The organism is Kitasatospora sp. NPDC059812 (assembly GCF_042732075.1).
Classification (GTDB): Bacteria; Actinomycetota; Actinomycetes; order Streptomycetales; family Streptomycetaceae; genus Kitasatospora.
The window spans coordinates 112,352-127,129 of record NZ_JBHWIO010000006.1; the positions used below are offsets into that span (position 1 = coordinate 112,352).

Genomic DNA, 14,778 nt, shown 5'->3' on the forward strand with positions numbered 1-14,778 from the left:
GTCCATGAACCCCGAGCGCTACCGTCTTCTCGAAGAGGCCCGGCGCAGTCTCCCGGACGGCTACAAGGTGGAGTTGTCCGGCGACATCATCGTCATGCAGGCGTCACCGTCGTCGGTCCACCAGCTGAACCTCGCGCTGGTCCAACGCCAGTTCGAGGCGCACTGCCCTCCCGGCTACTTCCCCACCGGGAACAGTGACCTCTCCTCACCCGAGGTCGGCTCCGTGCGCAATCCCGACCTCACCTACCTGCCCGAGGACGTCATCGACCTGGCCGGCCACGACATCCCCGCCGAGCTGGCCCTGATCGCGGTCGAGATCGTCTCCCCGTCCAATCCCGAGAACGACTGGACGGGGAAGGTCCGCGACTACCCGCGCATGGGCTTCCCGCTCTACCTGATCGTGGACCCGCGGCAGCGGACGGCCACGCTGTTCTCCGAGCCGAACCACGACCGGTACCACACGAGGACCGAGCGGGAGTTCGGCGGGACGATCAGCGTTCCCGATCCGTTCGGCTTCGAACTGGACCTCGCGCGGCTCGTCCCGTACAAGGACTGATCACCGGGCGCCTGGCCGATGGGCTCAGGCGCTCGGCCAGAGGATCAGGTCGGGCAGGGCGTGGCGGCGCGGCCGGTCGCCGAGGTCGGCGAGTGCGGTGCGGACGGCCCGGAGGTGTCCGACGGTCAGTTCCAGGGGCGGCTCGTCGGGCTGGTGGGTCGTGCGGATGGGGTAGTCGACGCCGGGGGTGCGGGTCATCTCGATGTGGCAGCCGAGCAGGTGCGTCACGGGGCGGCGTTCGGCGAAGTCGATCAGCCGGTCGACGGTGCGGGTGAAGGCCGGCCAGTCGTCGATGTAGAGGCGGCCCGGGTAGACGGTGTCGCCGGTGAGCAGCAGGCCCGTCCACGGGTCGTAGTAGGTGACGGCCGCCGGGTGGTGGCCCGGGGTGGCCAGGCATTCGAGCACCCGGCCGCCGCCGAGGTCCACCCGCGCGACGGCGTCCGGGTCCTGGTCGAAGCCGAAGTACGGCCAGGCCGTGGCCGGGTCGGCGCCGACCAGGGTCGTCGCGGGCCGGTCGGCGAACTGCCCGTCGCCCGCGACGTGGTCGCCGTGCGGGTGGGTGTGCAGGACGAGCAGCCCGTAGCCGTCGCGGGGGTTGTCGGCGAGCCACCGGTCGATGAGCCCGTCGACCACGGTGCGCAGCGGGAAGTACGCGGCGGAGGCGGTGGCCCCGGTGTCGATCAGGACGGCCCGCTCGCCCCCGAACAGCAGGAACAGGAACGGCGCCTCGTAGTTGACCGCCTTGTTCTGCCGCAGGATGACGGTGTGCTCGTCGTACGCGTGGACCTGGATGTCCGGGTCCGTGTTGTGCTTCGCGGACGGGGATCCGTGGATCCACCGCACGTCGAGCGGACGGGCGATCGGGGCACCGGCGGCCATGACGTCTCCCTGGGTGCGTCGTCTTGGCGGGCCGGGTACGGCGCACATCTCGTCCGGGGCGGTCGCCGGCGCGCCGCCACCGGGACGCTAGCACGCCCCCGTCGCCGCGCGCCGGTCCGCCGGTCCGCCGGTCCGCCGATTTGCCGGGAACCGTCAGGCACGCCCCAGCAGGTGCGCCAGCCCGTCCGCCAGCCCGCCGCGCCAACAGGCGTAGTCGTGGCCGCCGTTGAACTCGCGGTACGCGAGGTCGTAGCCGCGGGCGGTGAGGACGTCGCGCAGGTGGCGGTTCTGCGGGAGCAGCATCCACTCCTGGAGGCCGACCTCGACGTAGAACCGGGCCTCCCGCCTTTGCTCGCGGGCGAATTGGCGAGTCAGCCACTCACTGCCCTCGTCGAACTCCGTCTCGTCCGGCCACCAGAAGGAACCGGACTGGCAGAGCGCGCCGCCGAAGCGGTCGGGGCGTCGGAACGCGGCGAAGGCGGCGGTGAGGCCGCCCGCGCTCTGGCCGGCGATGACGGTGCCGGCCGGGTCGGTGGTGGTGCCGAACTCCGCTGCCGCCCAGGGGAGGAGGCGGTCGGCGAGGAGGTCGACGAAGGCCGGGTTGCAGCTGAGGTCGTCGGGGCGACAGGGGCCCATGGTGTGGACGAGCAGGGCGACGGTGGGCGGGATGGCGCCGTCCGCCGCCAGGTTGTCGAGGGTGTCGCCGACCGACAGCACCTCGCCCCACATCTCGCCGTCCAGCAGCACGGCCACCGCGAACGGCCCGCCACCGGCGGACGCTCCGCCACCGGCGGGGAGGTGGACGTCCACCCGCCGCCCGGCCACCTCGTGGGCCACCGTCCGCCCGCGCGGCACGCCGTCGCGCCGCCGGGCGTACGGCTGGGCGGGGGCGTCGGGCAGGCTGAGCACGGACGACGGGTGGCGCCCGTCGCGGGCGGGCAGCCGGGGGGCGGCGTCGTGCGGGTCGGGGCGGGCGTGGTCGAGGACGCGCAGCCAGTCCGCCCGGGTGGTGCCGGGGGCGTCCCCCCGGAACGGGTACAGCTGGTAGGACGCCCGGTGGTCGGCTCGCAGCCGGTAGGTGATCGACCAACGGCCGTCGTCGCGGCGGGTCATCAGGTGCGGGGCGAGGTCGCCGGCGTGCCGGTCCTTGTCGGTGACGGTGTGCAGGAGCGCGAGCACGCCGTCGCACGACGCGTCCTCGTGCACGAAGGTGACCAGGCGGTAGGCGGGGTCGGCCGGATCGGGCGCGACCAGGGGAAGGGTTTCCATCTGCGGGACTCCTCGGGGAGGTTAGGCGGGGGTGCCCTTGCGGCCGAGCAGCACCCAGAGCAGGAAGGGGCCGCCGAGGACGGTGGTGACGATGCCGACGGGGATCTCCACCCCGCCGATCAGCACCCGCCCCACGGTGTCGGCGAGCACGACGAGGACGGCGCCGGTCAGTGCCGAGCCGAGGACCGGCACGCGCGCCGGCCCGGCCAGCCGCCCGGCGATCACGGGCGCGGCCAGCGCGACGAAGCCGACCGGCCCGCACACGCCGACGGCCAGCCCGGCCAGCGCGACGGCCAGCAGCAGGCAGCCGAGCCGGACCCGGCCCGGGTCGACGCCCAGCGAGGCGGCCACGCTGTCGTCGAAGCGCAGCACCGCCAGCCGCCGGGCCGCCGCCAGCGCGAGCGGCACGAGCACGGCCAGCCCGATCAGGACCGGGGTGGCGACGGCGTAGTCCCGCCCGTTGAGGCTGCCGGAGGTCCAGACGTAAAGGGAGCCGGCCGAGTTGAGCGAGCGGCGGGCGAGCGCGACCTGGATGACGGCCGAGGCGAGCGCGGACATCGCGAGGCCGACGACCAGCACCCGGTAGCCCTGCGCGCCGAGCCCGCCGGAGACCAGGGTGACGACCAGGACGGCGGCCAGCGCGCCGAGCGGGCCGGCCCACCAGGCGCCGAAGGTGCCGGAGACGGTGGCGGAGATCAGGACGGCGGCGGTGGCGCCGTCGTTGACGCCGAGCAGTTCGGGGGTGGCGAGGCGGTTGCGGGCGAGGGTCTGGGTGAGGCAGCCGGCCAGGCCGAGGGCGGCGCCGGCGGCGAGCCCGGCGACGATCCGGCCGAGCCGGAACTTCTGCACCAGCAGCACGTCCAGCCGGTCGCCGTAGCCGAACACGGCCTGGAGGGTGCGGCCGAGGCCGAGCTCGCTCTGCCCGGCGTGGGCGGACACGACGACGACGGCGAGCAGCGCCGCGGCCAGGGCGAGCGAGGCGAGCAGCGCCCGGCGGGGGAGCAGCAGCGACCAGGCGCCGCGCCGCAGCACCAGGTCGGGTTTGGGCGCGGGCGGCTCGGACCGCCGGACGGGGGCGGGCTCGGCCGGATCGGCCATGCCGAGCGCGGCGGTCCGGCGGGAGCGGACGATCGCGATCAGCGCGGGGGCGCCGACCAGGGAGACGATCACCGACACCGGCGCCTCGAACGGGCGGGCCACCACCCGGGCCAGCACATCGGCCCCGGTGAGCACTGCGGCGCCGAACAGCCCGGCGAGCACGGTGAGTTGCCCGACCCTGGGGCCGGCGACGGTCCGTGCCAGGAATCCGGCGAGCAGGCCGAGGAAGGAGATCGGGCCGGCCAGCGCGACGGCCGAGGCGGTCAGCAGGGTGACGGCGAAGGCGACCGCGGCCCGGGTGGCGCCGGGGCGGTGGCCGAGGCCGCGGGCGAGGTCGTCGCCGAGCGCGAGCGCGGTGAGCGGCCGGGTGGCGAGCAGGGCGAGCAGGAAGCCCACGCCGAGCACCGGGGCGAGCTGGCGCAGTGTCGTCCAGCCCTCCACCCCGGCCAGCGAGCCCAGCACCCACACCCGGTACCGGTCGTACGCCTCGGGCGAGTTGACGATCAGCACGCCGGTGAGCCCGCCGAAGGTGGCGCCGACCGCCGAGCCGCCGAGCACCAGCCGCATCGGCGACCCGCCCCGGGCGCCCGCGATGAGCAGCACCAGCGTGCTGGCGAGCACGGCGCCGCCGAAGGCGAAGGCCAGGTACCCGTACGAGGTCTGGATGCCGAGTACGGCGATGCCGAGCACGACCCCCAGGGAGGCGCCGGCGTTGACGCCGAGCAGTCCGGTCTCGGCGAGCGGGTTGCGGGTGACGGACTGCAGCTGCGCCCCGGCGACCCCGAGTGCGGCGCCGACCAGCAGGGCGGTGGCCGTGCGGGGCAGGCGCAGGTCGCCGACGACGAGGGCGAGCCGGCTGTCCGCGCGGGCGCCGTGGCGGTCCAGCAGGTAGTCCAGCACCCGCCCGGGGCCGACCTCCCCGGCGCCGACGGACAGCGAGAGCGCGGCGAGGGCGAGCAGGACCGCGACCGCGCCGAGGGCGATCGGCCAGGCGGCGCGGCGGCCGTCCCCGCGCGGTGGCGGCGGTGGCGGCGGGGCGTCCGGCTCGGTGCGGGACTCCCCGGGGGCGCCCACTTGCGACAATGTCATAAGGTAAGGCTAACCTAATGAGCGCATCGTCCTGTGGTCACCGCCACCGTGCCGGGTCACCCGGACGCCGCCCAACCCCCGTACCACCGCTGCCCGGAGGCACCCATGCCGTTCGCCCAGAGCCCGCTCCACCCCGTCCGCCGCCGCGCGGCCCGGGCGCTGGCCGTCACCGGGGCGGCCGCCCTCCTGCTCGCCGGGTGCGGCTCCTCCGGGTCCTCCTCCGGATCCTCGGGCTCCGCGGGCGGCTCCACCGCCGCCGGCAGCCCGGCGGCGGACGCGGCCGGCGGCAAGCGCACCGTCAAGGACGCGACCGGCAAGGCCGTCGAGATCCCCGCCGCGCCCCAGCGGATCGTCACCCTCACCCAGGAGGACCTCGACGCGGTGCTCGCCCTCGGCGTCAAGCCCGTCGGCATCACCAACGGCCAGGGGCTCAACGAGCCGCCCGCCTACCTCAAGGACAAGGTCCAGGGCGTCCCGGTGGTCGGCAACCTGCTGCAGCCCGTCATGGACAAGGTCATCGCCGCCAAGCCCGACCTCATCCTGGCCGGCGACATGCAGGACGAGCAGATGCTCAAGCAGCTGCGCGAGATCACCCCCGCCACCCTCGTCACCATGGCACCCACCGACGACTGGAAGCTCGCCTTCCGCGGCATCGGAAACGCCGTCAACAAGCTCGACCAGAGCAACAAGGTGATCGCCGACTACGAGGCCAAGGCCGCCAAGGCCGGAGGCGACCTCGGCAAGAACAAGGGCGCGGCCGTCTCCATCGTCCGCTGGAACCCCACCGGGCCCAGCTGGATGGAGAAGAAGCAGTTCGCCAGCGGCGTCGCCCTCGACATGGGCCTCACCCGCCCGGCCGCGCAGGACAAGGACGGCAACGCGCACAGCCCGGCGCTCAGCCTGGAGAAGCTCGCCGAGATCGACGGCGACTGGCTGTTCCTGTCCACCCTCACCGATGACGGCAAGACCGCGCTCAAGGACGTCCAGTCCAAGCCCGCCTACCAGGAGCTGGGCGCGGTGAAGAACAAGCACGCCGTCACCGTGGACGGGTCGGTCTGGTCCACCCGCGGCGGGCCGCTCGCGGCCGACGTGGTCATCGGCGACATCGGCAAGGCGCTCGCCGCCTCCTGACCGGCCCGCGTTCGGGCCCGTTCGGGCCCGTACCCGGCCGCGCTCGGGCCCGCGCCCGTGCCCGGCCGGCCGGCACCTCGCCCGGCCGGCCCGCAGCCCCCTCCAACCGAAGGAACCCTCGATGGAGTTGACGATCCAGGGCCTCACCGCCGGCTACGGCCCCGGCCGCCCGGTGCTCGCCGGCGTCGACCTCACCGTCCCGGCCGGCCGGGTGGTGGCCGTCGTCGGCCCGAACGGCTGCGGCAAGTCCACCCTGCTGCGGGCCGTCGCCCGGCTGCACCGGCCGGACGGCGGGCGGGTGCTGGTCGGCGGTGAGGACGTCTGGCGGCTGCGGCCGCGCCAGGCCGCGCACCGGGTCGCGCTGCTCCCGCAGAGCCCGCAGGCCCCCGAGGCGGTCACCGTCGCCGGACTCGTCCGCTACGGCCGCCACCCGCACCAGGGGCTCTTCCGCCAGTGGTCGTCCGACGACGAGCGGCTCACCGCGCGGGCGCTGCGCGCCACCGGCGTCGAGGAGCTCGCCGACCGCCGGCTGGACCGCCTCTCCGGCGGCCAGCGGCAGCGCTGCTGGCTCGCCATGGTGCTCGCCCAGGACGCGCCCGTCGTGCTGCTCGACGAACCCACCAGCGCGCTCGACCTCGGGCACGCCGTCGAGGTGCTGGAACTGGTCCGCGAGGTCGCCGCCGGCGGGCGGACGGTCGTCATGGTGCTGCACGACCTCGCGGCGGCGGCCCGTTACGCCGACCTGGTCGTCGCCCTGCGCGACGGCTCGGTGGTGGCCTGCGGCCCGCCCCGCGAGGTGGTCGACGCACCGCTGGTGCGCGCGCTGTACGACATCGACAGCGACGTGCTCGCCGCCCCCGGCGACGGCGCTCCGGTGATCGTCCCCCGGGCGGCGTCAGTACGTTGACGATGCGTCAGGTGTGACCTGGCGGGCGACGGGAGACGGGTGGCGGGGCAGGCGGCGTGCCGCCCTGTCCCGTTCACTCGTTCGACGGGTTTGCGCCCCGGAAGCCGCGGAACAGCCTCCCCGGCCGCCGCTTTGTCAGTGGGCCTCGCTACGTTCCTCGCATCGCTGACCGGCAGGTGGGAGGAGACGTCCGTGGCATGGGTGGAAACAGACGCGGGAGGGTACCGCGTCGCGCTCGACGGGGAGGGCAAGGTGGTCTGCCGCAACGCGGCGGGCCGCGAGCTGAAGTCCCTGCCGTCGAAGCTCGGTGACGATCCGGTGGTCGCCCAGCTCAGGCAGCTCACCGAGTGGCTGGCCGCGCACGAGCGGCGCTGCCAGGAGGACGTCGAGCGGTGGATGGTGCGCTCGCTGCCGGTGCCCGCCGCCGTGCTGACCGCGGTCTGGGCGGACGAGGCCTGGCAGGCCGTCCTGCGCGACCTGGTGGTCACCGGTTCGGACGGCGCCGTCGCCGGCTTCCTGCGCGGTGCGGACGCCGAGCGCGGGCTCGGCCTGGTGGACCTGGACGGCGACACCGTCCGGCTCACCGACGGCGAGATCCTGATACCCCACCCCGTGCTGCTCCCGGACCTCGACGACCTGCGCGAGTTCGCCGTCGAGCTCGGCGTCTCCCAGCGCGTGCCGCAGCTCTACCGGGAGGTCTGGCACCGGCCGGACGAACGGCCGACCGGCACCGAGGTCACCACCTACGCCGGCGGCCGCTACCGGGAGCTGCGCGAACTGCTCGGGCGCTGTGCCCGGCTCGGCCACCGGGTGCGCGGCGGCTCCGCCGTCCAGCCCGTGGTGGAGGCGGGGCGCACCGTCGAGGCCCGCGTCTGGGTGGGCGACTACTACGAGTACGACGCCTGCGAGACGGGCGCGCTCAGCTGGGCGGGCCCGGACGGCCGGGTGCTGCCGCTCGCCGAGGTCGGCCCGATCGCCTGGTCCGAGGGCATGCGGATGGCCGCCGCACTGTACGCAGGCCGCACCATCGAAGGGGAGGACGCCGCATGACCGCCACCGGACTCGACCAGAGGGCCGTTCAGGACGCCGACCGGAGGGCCGCCCAGGACGCCGGGCCGCACGAGCGGCTGCTCGACGCGGGGGCCGTGCTCCCGCCCGGCACCCTGCCCGGCGTCGGCCGCCCCGACAGCGCCGCCGACGTGCTCACCGCCCGCGCCTACACCCACCCCGCGCTCGACGGGCGCCGGATCGTCCGGCTGGTCCCCGGCGCGCTCGGACCGGCCGAGGACCTCGCCGTCGACTTCCTCGGGCTGGTCCCCGACGGCACGCCCGCCGAGGTCGGCCAGGTCCGCCAGGAGGCGCTCGGCTTCCCCGCCTGGGCGCTGGTCCACGACCCGGCCAACGGGCACCACGCGCTCGCCCTGGTCAAGGAGATGGAACGGCTCTCCCGCCAGGCCCGGTCCAAGCCCGGCACCGCCAAGGACGGGTTCGAGGCGCTCGCCGCCCGCCTCGGCCGCGCCGTGCCGCACTTCCTGCCCACCTTCTGCGAGGAGGTCGGCCGGATCTTCCTCGCCCACGGCAACCAGACCTACGCCGCCGGCTACTTCGGCAAGGCCCGCGAGGCCGAGCGCACCTACCGCCTGACGGTCGACGAGGAGCGGCTGCGCGCCGTCTTCCTGGAGTTCGCCCTGGCCGGCGCGCTCACCGTCAAGTCCCTGCGTCAGTACGTCAAGGAGCTCGCCGGGCGGCTCGACGCGCTGACCGCCTGGCAGCGCTTCCGCCAGCTCTGCACCGAGCGCTCCGCCGCCGGCATGGCCCCCTACGCCGGGGTCGCCGAGGACGCCCGCGCACTGATCAAGGCCGCCGGGTTGGACCGCGCCGAGCACGAACAGGCGCTGCTCGCCGAACTGCTGGCCGGCCCGGGTGCCAACCGGGCGCCCGGGGCGTTCTGGAAGTCCTGGCACGGCCCCCTGACCGAACTCGGCCGGCGCGACCCGGTGGTCCGGGCCCGCCTGCTGGAGCTGATGCCCGACCCGGCCGGCACCGACGCCGCCGTGAACGACACCGCCTGGCTCGTCCTGCTCGCCGAGACCGGGGCCGAGCAGCTGCTCACCGGCCCGCGCGCCGAGGGCGCCGAGCCCGCCGCCGCGTGGCTGCAGCGCTGGTGCCACCACCTCGGGCGCGGCTGGCGCTCCCGGCCCAGCTGCGCCGCCACCGTCGCCCTGGCCGGCCGGATGGCCGAGCGGCTGCGGGCCGACGGCGTCCCGGTGGACCTGTACACCGGCGTCCACAGCAGCCAGACCCAACTCGACCTGCTGGACCGGCTGCTCGCCGACGGCGTGCCCGTCGCCGACCCGTCGGCCACCCTCCGGTTCGACCTCAAGGACTGGGTCGACCAGTGCGGCCCCGACAGCGCCGGCCTCGCGGCCGTCGCCGCCGACCCGCGGTTCCGGCCCGTCCTGCGCGCCGCGACCCCGCCCGCCTGGGAGACCGCCGTCAAGCGGCAGGTGCCCGCCCTGCCGCTGCTGCGCCGCCTGTTCGAGGAGTGGGCCGAACTCCGGACCGACGAGCTGACCGCCGCCCGCGGGCTGGCCGGCGCCGCCGACCTGGTGCGCTCGCTGAGCCCGTACCGCACCGCCGTGCGGGCCGTTGCCCCGGCCGCCGCCGAGCGGATCGCCGCCCTCGACGTCACCGCCCTGCTCGCCGGGGCGCTCGGCGCCGGCATCCTCGACGAACTCGGCTGGCCGGCCCTGGAAGAGGCCCTGGCCAAGCTCGCCGACCCGGCCGACCCGGCCAAGCCCGTGGACTCTGCGGACCTTGCCGGCCCCGACTCCGGCGCCCCGGAGCCCGAGCCGCAGGACACCCCCGGCCTCAACGGCGGGCGCCTCACCGGCCTGATCGTCGAGGACGCCTGGCCGCACCTGATCCTCGCCCGCCACGACCAAGCCGTCGTGGTCGGCCCGCAGGGCGTCCTGCTGGAGCACACCCTGCGCCTGCCCCCGGCGAAGGAGCGTTGGAACCAGCCCCGGCTGCGCTTCGTCGACGGCGAACTCCTCGTCGCCTGGTACCAGGACGGAAAGCAGCACGCCTACTGGTCCAGCCGGCCCGGCGAGGTCGTCGAACTCACCGGTGAGACCATCACCGGCTACCACTACGGCGACCGGGATCCCGAGCCCCCCTCCCTCCCGCTGCCCGGCGGCGGCCGCACCACCGGCGAACGCCCGCTGCACCCCGGCGACACCCGGATGCCCGCCGAACACCGCGTCCTCGGCGACGGCACCGGCCACTGGACAGTGCGCTACGGCCAGGACGGCGCCGTCCTGCGCGAACTCGACCCGCACACCGGCGCCCTCGGCCGCGCCGCCGAACCACCGGTGATCGCCGCCACCGCGGCCGCCGGCCGACTGACCCTCACGCGCGCCCGACTGCTGCCGCTCCAGCCCGGCCTGGAGCAGACGCCGCTCGGCACCGACGGCACCGTGCTCGGCAGCTGGGTCCGGGTCGACCTCGACCGTGCCGTCACCACCACCACCGCCGACGGGCAGGTCATCGTCCTGCCGATCACCGACGGCCACCCGGACCACGTCCCGGTCGGCCGCCTCACCCTCCCCGGCCAGGCGCAACCGGTCGTCACCGAGGCGCAGCGCGACGGCCTCGCCCTCACCCTGCCCGACCTGGCCGCCGAGACCGACCGCACCGTCGACCTGCGCCCCTGCCGCCCGGGGGACTTCGCCGCCGCCGGCACCGCGCTCGTCCCCCCGCTCGACCACTGGCACGCCCTGCGGCCCCGCGACGAGGCGGGCTCACGCGTCCTGCGCACGGTCGGCACCGAGCAGGCGGCCCGCCTGATCGACGCCGCCTGGCCGACCGACAGCCGGCCCGTGCCCGAGGACGAGCAGCGCTGGATCACCGCCCAGGGCATCCGACGCCCGCTGGCCCAGTCCGGTGGCGCCCGCCGCGCCCTGCCCGTTCAGGCGGTCGGCACCGTCCTGCCCGGCATCAGCCACCCGCTGCTGCTCGCCGGGGTCGCCGGGCTCGCCCGCACCGCCGCCGACCTGCTCGACCGGATCGCCCGGTTCGTCCCGCAGCCGGAGGCCGAGAAGCCGTCCAAGGCCGAGGCCGCCGAGTACCGGCCCGAGCACGGCCGCGACCACGAACTGCGCGAGGCCGTCACCACCCTCCTGCCCGACGTCGCCTGCTTCGGCCCCAACTGGGGCGACGGAGACCGGTGGCGGGTGCTCAACAACCTGCGCGCCGTCACCGCCGTCCTGGCCGACCCGCCGGCCGCCACCGGCGAGGGCTGGAGCACCCCGGCCACCGTCACCCTGCAACACGGCGACACCCACCACGGCTGGCTCCACCTGCTCGGCCGTCTCGACACCCTCGCCTACGCGGTGGCAGCCCCGCTCACCGAACCGGCCCACCGCTCCAGCCTCGTGCTGCTCCTCGGCGAACTGACCGAGGGAGTGCTCGCCGACCGCGGCGCCACCCTGCGCGAGATCGTCCTCGGCGAACCCGCCGACCGCGCCAACCGCCACCAGCCCGCCGTCCCCCGCGAGGGGCAGGTGCTGCGCCACGGCGACCGCACCGTCGTCATCCTCGGCCACCGACGGCACCACGAGGGCACCGAGCAGTGGTACGCCGTCGACCACGACCCGAGCGGCGCGTTCGGGCCCGTCGCCCACTTCACCACCGTCAAGGAACGCGGCACCGAGGAGCGGGTCGGCGCCGCCTGGATCGCCGCGTTCCGGCAGGCGGCCGCGCTGCACGGAGGCGCCCCCTGGCAGCTCGACCGCGCCACCGCCTTCGGCGGGCTCACCGGGATCGGTGCCGCCCGCGCCGCCCTGCTGCTCAGCCCGCCGCCCGGGCTCTTCCAGTGGCACAGCGCCGTGCTGCCCGCCGACCGGCTCGCCGAGTACGGCCTCAAGTCCACCGAGGCCAAGGCCGCCCGGGACTGGCTGCGCGGCCGCGACCGGGCCGCCCTCGCCGACGTCTGGGGCGCCCTGCTGCCCGCCGACCCGAAGACCCTCTGGGCGGAGGGCCCCGACCTCGACGCCGGCGCCGCCGCCTGGATCCGGCACTTCGGCCGGCTCGTCACCCTCCCCGAGGCCGCCCAGGCCACCGTCAAGGGCGCGCAGATCGAACACATCGAGGCGGTGCTCAACCCCGCACAGACCCCCTGGCTGACCGGCACCACGGCCTTCCGGCTCAGCGACGGCGGCGGGTCCACCCCCCAGCTGCTCGCCGAGGACCAGAGCGCCGCACCCGCCTCCGGCGACCTCGGCCGCGCCGTCGACGCCCTGCGCTGGCTCGCCTACCACCTGCCCGCCGACAGCCCGCTGCGCCCGCTGCTGCCCGCGGCCGCCGCCGCGCTGCGAAGCCGCCTCGCCGACCCCGACCTGCTGCTCGACTTCCACCTCGTCCACACCACCAAGGGCGCCTCGATGTCGGCCGTCCTGCGCACCCACTTCGGCCTGCCGACCGCGGGCGGAGCCGACCCGAACGGACTGGTCGACTGCGGCCCGGCCCTCGTCCTGACGCCCTACCACGACGAGTACGAGCGGGTCTGGCTGCGTCCGGCCGGGCTCACCGGCCCCGACGACCCGGTGCTCGAACTGCTCGGTGGGCTGGGGGCCAGCTACTGGCTGGAAATCGAGCGGGGCGCCATCGAGGCCGTCCTGCGCGGCGAAGTGGAGCGCCTGACAGCCGCCGCCACCGAGGCGGTGGTGGCCGCCGACGGCCAGGCCTGGCTACAGCACCCGCAGCTCACCGTCCCCGACCTGGTCGCCGAGGCGGCCCGGGCCCACGGCCTCGGCGAGGACGCCGCGGTGCTCTACCTCCAACTGCTGGCCCTGCCCGACCCCACCGACCGCAACGTCGCCCGCTGGACGGGCTGGAAGCCGGCCAGGCTCAAGCGCGCCCGCGTCGAACTCGCCGCCACCGACCTGGTGCTGGAGGCCAAGCGGGCCCGGGCCGGCCGCACCCTCTTCCTGCCCGGCGGCTGGCAGGAGGCCAAGGCCCCCGCCCTGCCCGCCGAGACCTGGAAGGCCGCCCCCTACGAACTGCCCACCCACCGCGTCCCGCTGCCCCACCTGCCCGTCCCGGAGCTGTTCGCCCGGGCCTGGCAGCGGACCCTCGACGGCGACGCCCCCGGCTACGAAGAGCTCCAGACCAGCAAGCGCAGGAAGGCCCGCCGATGAGCACCACGCCGACGAACAGCACGCCGACGAACAGCACACCGACGAACAGCACACCGGCGGGCAACACGAAGGCGAGCGCCGACACCGCCCCCGCGAGCCGGCAGATCATCCCGCCCGAGGAGAAGCACGCCGCCGAACTGGAGTTCCTGGCCGCGTACGACAGCGGCCCGCGCCCGCCCGGCTGGCGGCTCACCCCGCGCGCCGTCGTCACCTTCGTCATGGGCAGCGACGGCGAGAAGCTCAAGGCCGGCCGCCGCGGCCTCGCCATCGAGCAGAAGTTCGTCGGCGAGCGCGCCCTCGTCGAACGCTGCGTCGTCACCCTCGCCGGGGAGCGCGGCCTGCTGCTCGTCGGTGAGCCCGGCACCGCCAAGTCCATGCTCTCCGAACTGCTCGCCGCCGCCGTCTGCGGCACCAGCGCGCTCACCGTCCAGGGCACCGCCGGTACCACCGAGGACCAGCTCAAGTACGGCTGGAACTACGCCCTCCTGCTCGCCAAGGGGCCCAGCCGGGATGCCCTGGTGCCCTCCCCGGTGCTCACCGCGATGACCACCGGGGCGGTGGCCCGCGTCGAGGAGGTGACCCGCTGCCTGCCCGAGGTGCAGGACGCGCTGGTCTCCCTGCTCTCCGAACGGCGGCTCTCCGTCCCCGAGTTGGCCGGCACCCCGGACGGACAGCTGCACGCCGCCGCCGGCTTCACCCTGATCGCCACCGCCAACCTGAGGGACAAGGGCGTCAGCGAGATGTCCGCGGCGCTCAAGCGGCGGTTCAACTTCGAGACGGTCGGCCCGATCGCCAGCCTCGCCGCCGAGGTCGAACTCGTCCGCCGGCAGTCGACCGTCGCCGTCGCCCGCGCCGGAGCCCCCTACGCGGTGGACGACGCCGTCCTGGAGGCCCTCGTCACCGCCTTCCGTGACCTGCGCACCGGCCGTTCCACCGAAGGCTGGGACGTCGAGCGCCCGTCCACCGTGATGAGCACGGCAGAGGCCGTCTCGGTCGCCACCGCGCTCGGGGTCACCGCCGCCTACCTGCCCGACGGCGGCGACCTGCTCGGCCGCCTCCCCGGCCAACTCATCGGCGTCGTCCGCAAGGACGACCCGGCCGACGCGGCACGGCTGCTCGGCTACTGGGACGGGCCGGTCCGCCGGCGCGCCGAACAGGGCGCCGGCACCTGGCGCACCCTGTGGGACCTCCGCTCGGCCCTGGAGGCATGAGGCGATGACCAGCACGGTGACGCCCGCCCCGGCCGGCCCCGATCACCAGGCCGGCCCCGACCACCAGGACGGCCCCGTCCGTCCGCTCCGCCCCGGCCACCTGGACGGCCTGGACGACCCGCGCCCGGCCGTCCGGGCCGAGGCCGAGCGGCTGGCCGCCTCCGGCACCGGCCGGCCCGGGCCCTACCTGATCGGCGTGCGGCACCACGCGCCGTCGCTCAGCGCGGTCCTCCCCGCGCTGCTCGACGCCGTCAAGCCCGAGGTGGTGCTGGTCGAACTCCCCACCGAGTTCCAGCCCTGGCTCGGCTGGCTGGCGGACGAGGACACCCAGGCCCCCGTCGCCCGCGCCGCCCCCCCCCCCCCCCCCCCGGGCCGGCGGGGCCCCCCCCCCCCCGCGGCCCCCCCCCCGCGCGCCCCGCCCCCCGAAGCCGCCAGCCC

The 14,778-nt window shown here is 75.8% G+C and carries 10 protein-coding genes and 1 riboswitch; of the genes, 7 read left to right on the forward strand and 3 right to left on the reverse strand.

Annotated features, from left to right (window positions below; translation table 11 throughout):
* Positions 1-4 precede the first annotated feature (4 nt).
* Positions 5-556, forward strand: a complete 552-nt coding sequence (locus ACFV6D_RS05140; RefSeq protein ID WP_380335984.1) for a Uma2 family endonuclease — start codon at positions 5-7, stop codon at positions 554-556.
* Between the two features lie 24 nt (positions 557-580).
* On the opposite strand, the gene ACFV6D_RS05145 is transcribed toward ACFV6D_RS05140, so the two are convergent.
* The 3 genes from ACFV6D_RS05145 to fhuB all read right to left on the reverse strand — a co-directional run bounded on the left by ACFV6D_RS05145 (position 581) and on the right by fhuB (position 4,891).
* The gene (locus ACFV6D_RS05145; RefSeq protein WP_380558458.1) at positions 581-1,435 is read right to left on the reverse strand and encodes an MBL fold metallo-hydrolase; all 855 of its coding nucleotides are present in this window, start codon (positions 1,433-1,435) and stop codon (positions 581-583) included.
* A 12-nt stretch (positions 1,436-1,447) separates the two neighbouring features.
* Positions 1,448-1,515, reverse strand: a riboswitch (guanidine-III (ykkC-III) riboswitch).
* A 73-nt stretch (positions 1,516-1,588) separates the two neighbouring features.
* Entirely contained in the window at positions 1,589-2,704 is a 1,116-nt protein-coding gene (fes, locus tag ACFV6D_RS05150) for an enterochelin esterase (protein ID WP_380489718.1), read from the reverse strand.
* Between the two features lie 21 nt (positions 2,705-2,725).
* Positions 2,726-4,891: a Fe(3+)-hydroxamate ABC transporter permease FhuB gene (gene fhuB, locus ACFV6D_RS05155; protein WP_380558461.1), complete on the reverse strand. Its 2,166-nt coding sequence runs from the start codon at positions 4,889-4,891 to the stop codon at positions 2,726-2,728.
* A gap of 105 nt (positions 4,892-4,996) precedes the next feature.
* Here fhuB and ACFV6D_RS05160 point away from each other — a divergent pair, with 105 nt between their 5' ends.
* The 6 genes from ACFV6D_RS05160 to ACFV6D_RS05185 form a co-directional block, all read left to right on the forward strand.
* Positions 4,997-6,022 (forward strand): iron-siderophore ABC transporter substrate-binding protein, encoded by a 1,026-nt coding sequence (locus tag ACFV6D_RS05160; RefSeq protein WP_063351505.1) that lies wholly within the window; start codon positions 4,997-4,999, stop codon positions 6,020-6,022.
* Positions 6,023-6,143: 121 nt separating this feature from the next.
* Positions 6,144-6,929, forward strand: coding sequence for an ABC transporter ATP-binding protein (locus ACFV6D_RS05165; RefSeq protein ID WP_380489714.1), 786 nt, complete (start codon positions 6,144-6,146; stop codon positions 6,927-6,929).
* 192 nt (positions 6,930-7,121) lie between these two features.
* Positions 7,122-7,979, forward strand: coding sequence for a DUF4132 domain-containing protein (locus tag ACFV6D_RS05170; RefSeq protein ID WP_380558463.1), 858 nt, complete (start codon positions 7,122-7,124; stop codon positions 7,977-7,979).
* Positions 7,976-13,129, forward strand: a complete 5,154-nt coding sequence (locus ACFV6D_RS05175) for a hypothetical protein (protein WP_380558466.1) — start codon at positions 7,976-7,978, stop codon at positions 13,127-13,129. Before ACFV6D_RS05170 ends, ACFV6D_RS05175 begins: the two co-directional genes overlap by 4 nt.
* A complete protein-coding gene (locus tag ACFV6D_RS05180) occupies positions 13,126-14,340 on the forward strand; it encodes an AAA family ATPase (protein WP_380558468.1) in 1,215 nt (404 codons plus the stop codon). The genes ACFV6D_RS05175 and ACFV6D_RS05180 overlap by 4 nt, the downstream gene beginning before the upstream one ends.
* 4 nt (positions 14,341-14,344) lie before the next feature.
* Positions 14,345-14,778: DUF5682 family protein (locus ACFV6D_RS05185; protein ID WP_380558471.1), on the forward strand; the 434-nt coding region annotated here is incomplete at its 3' end.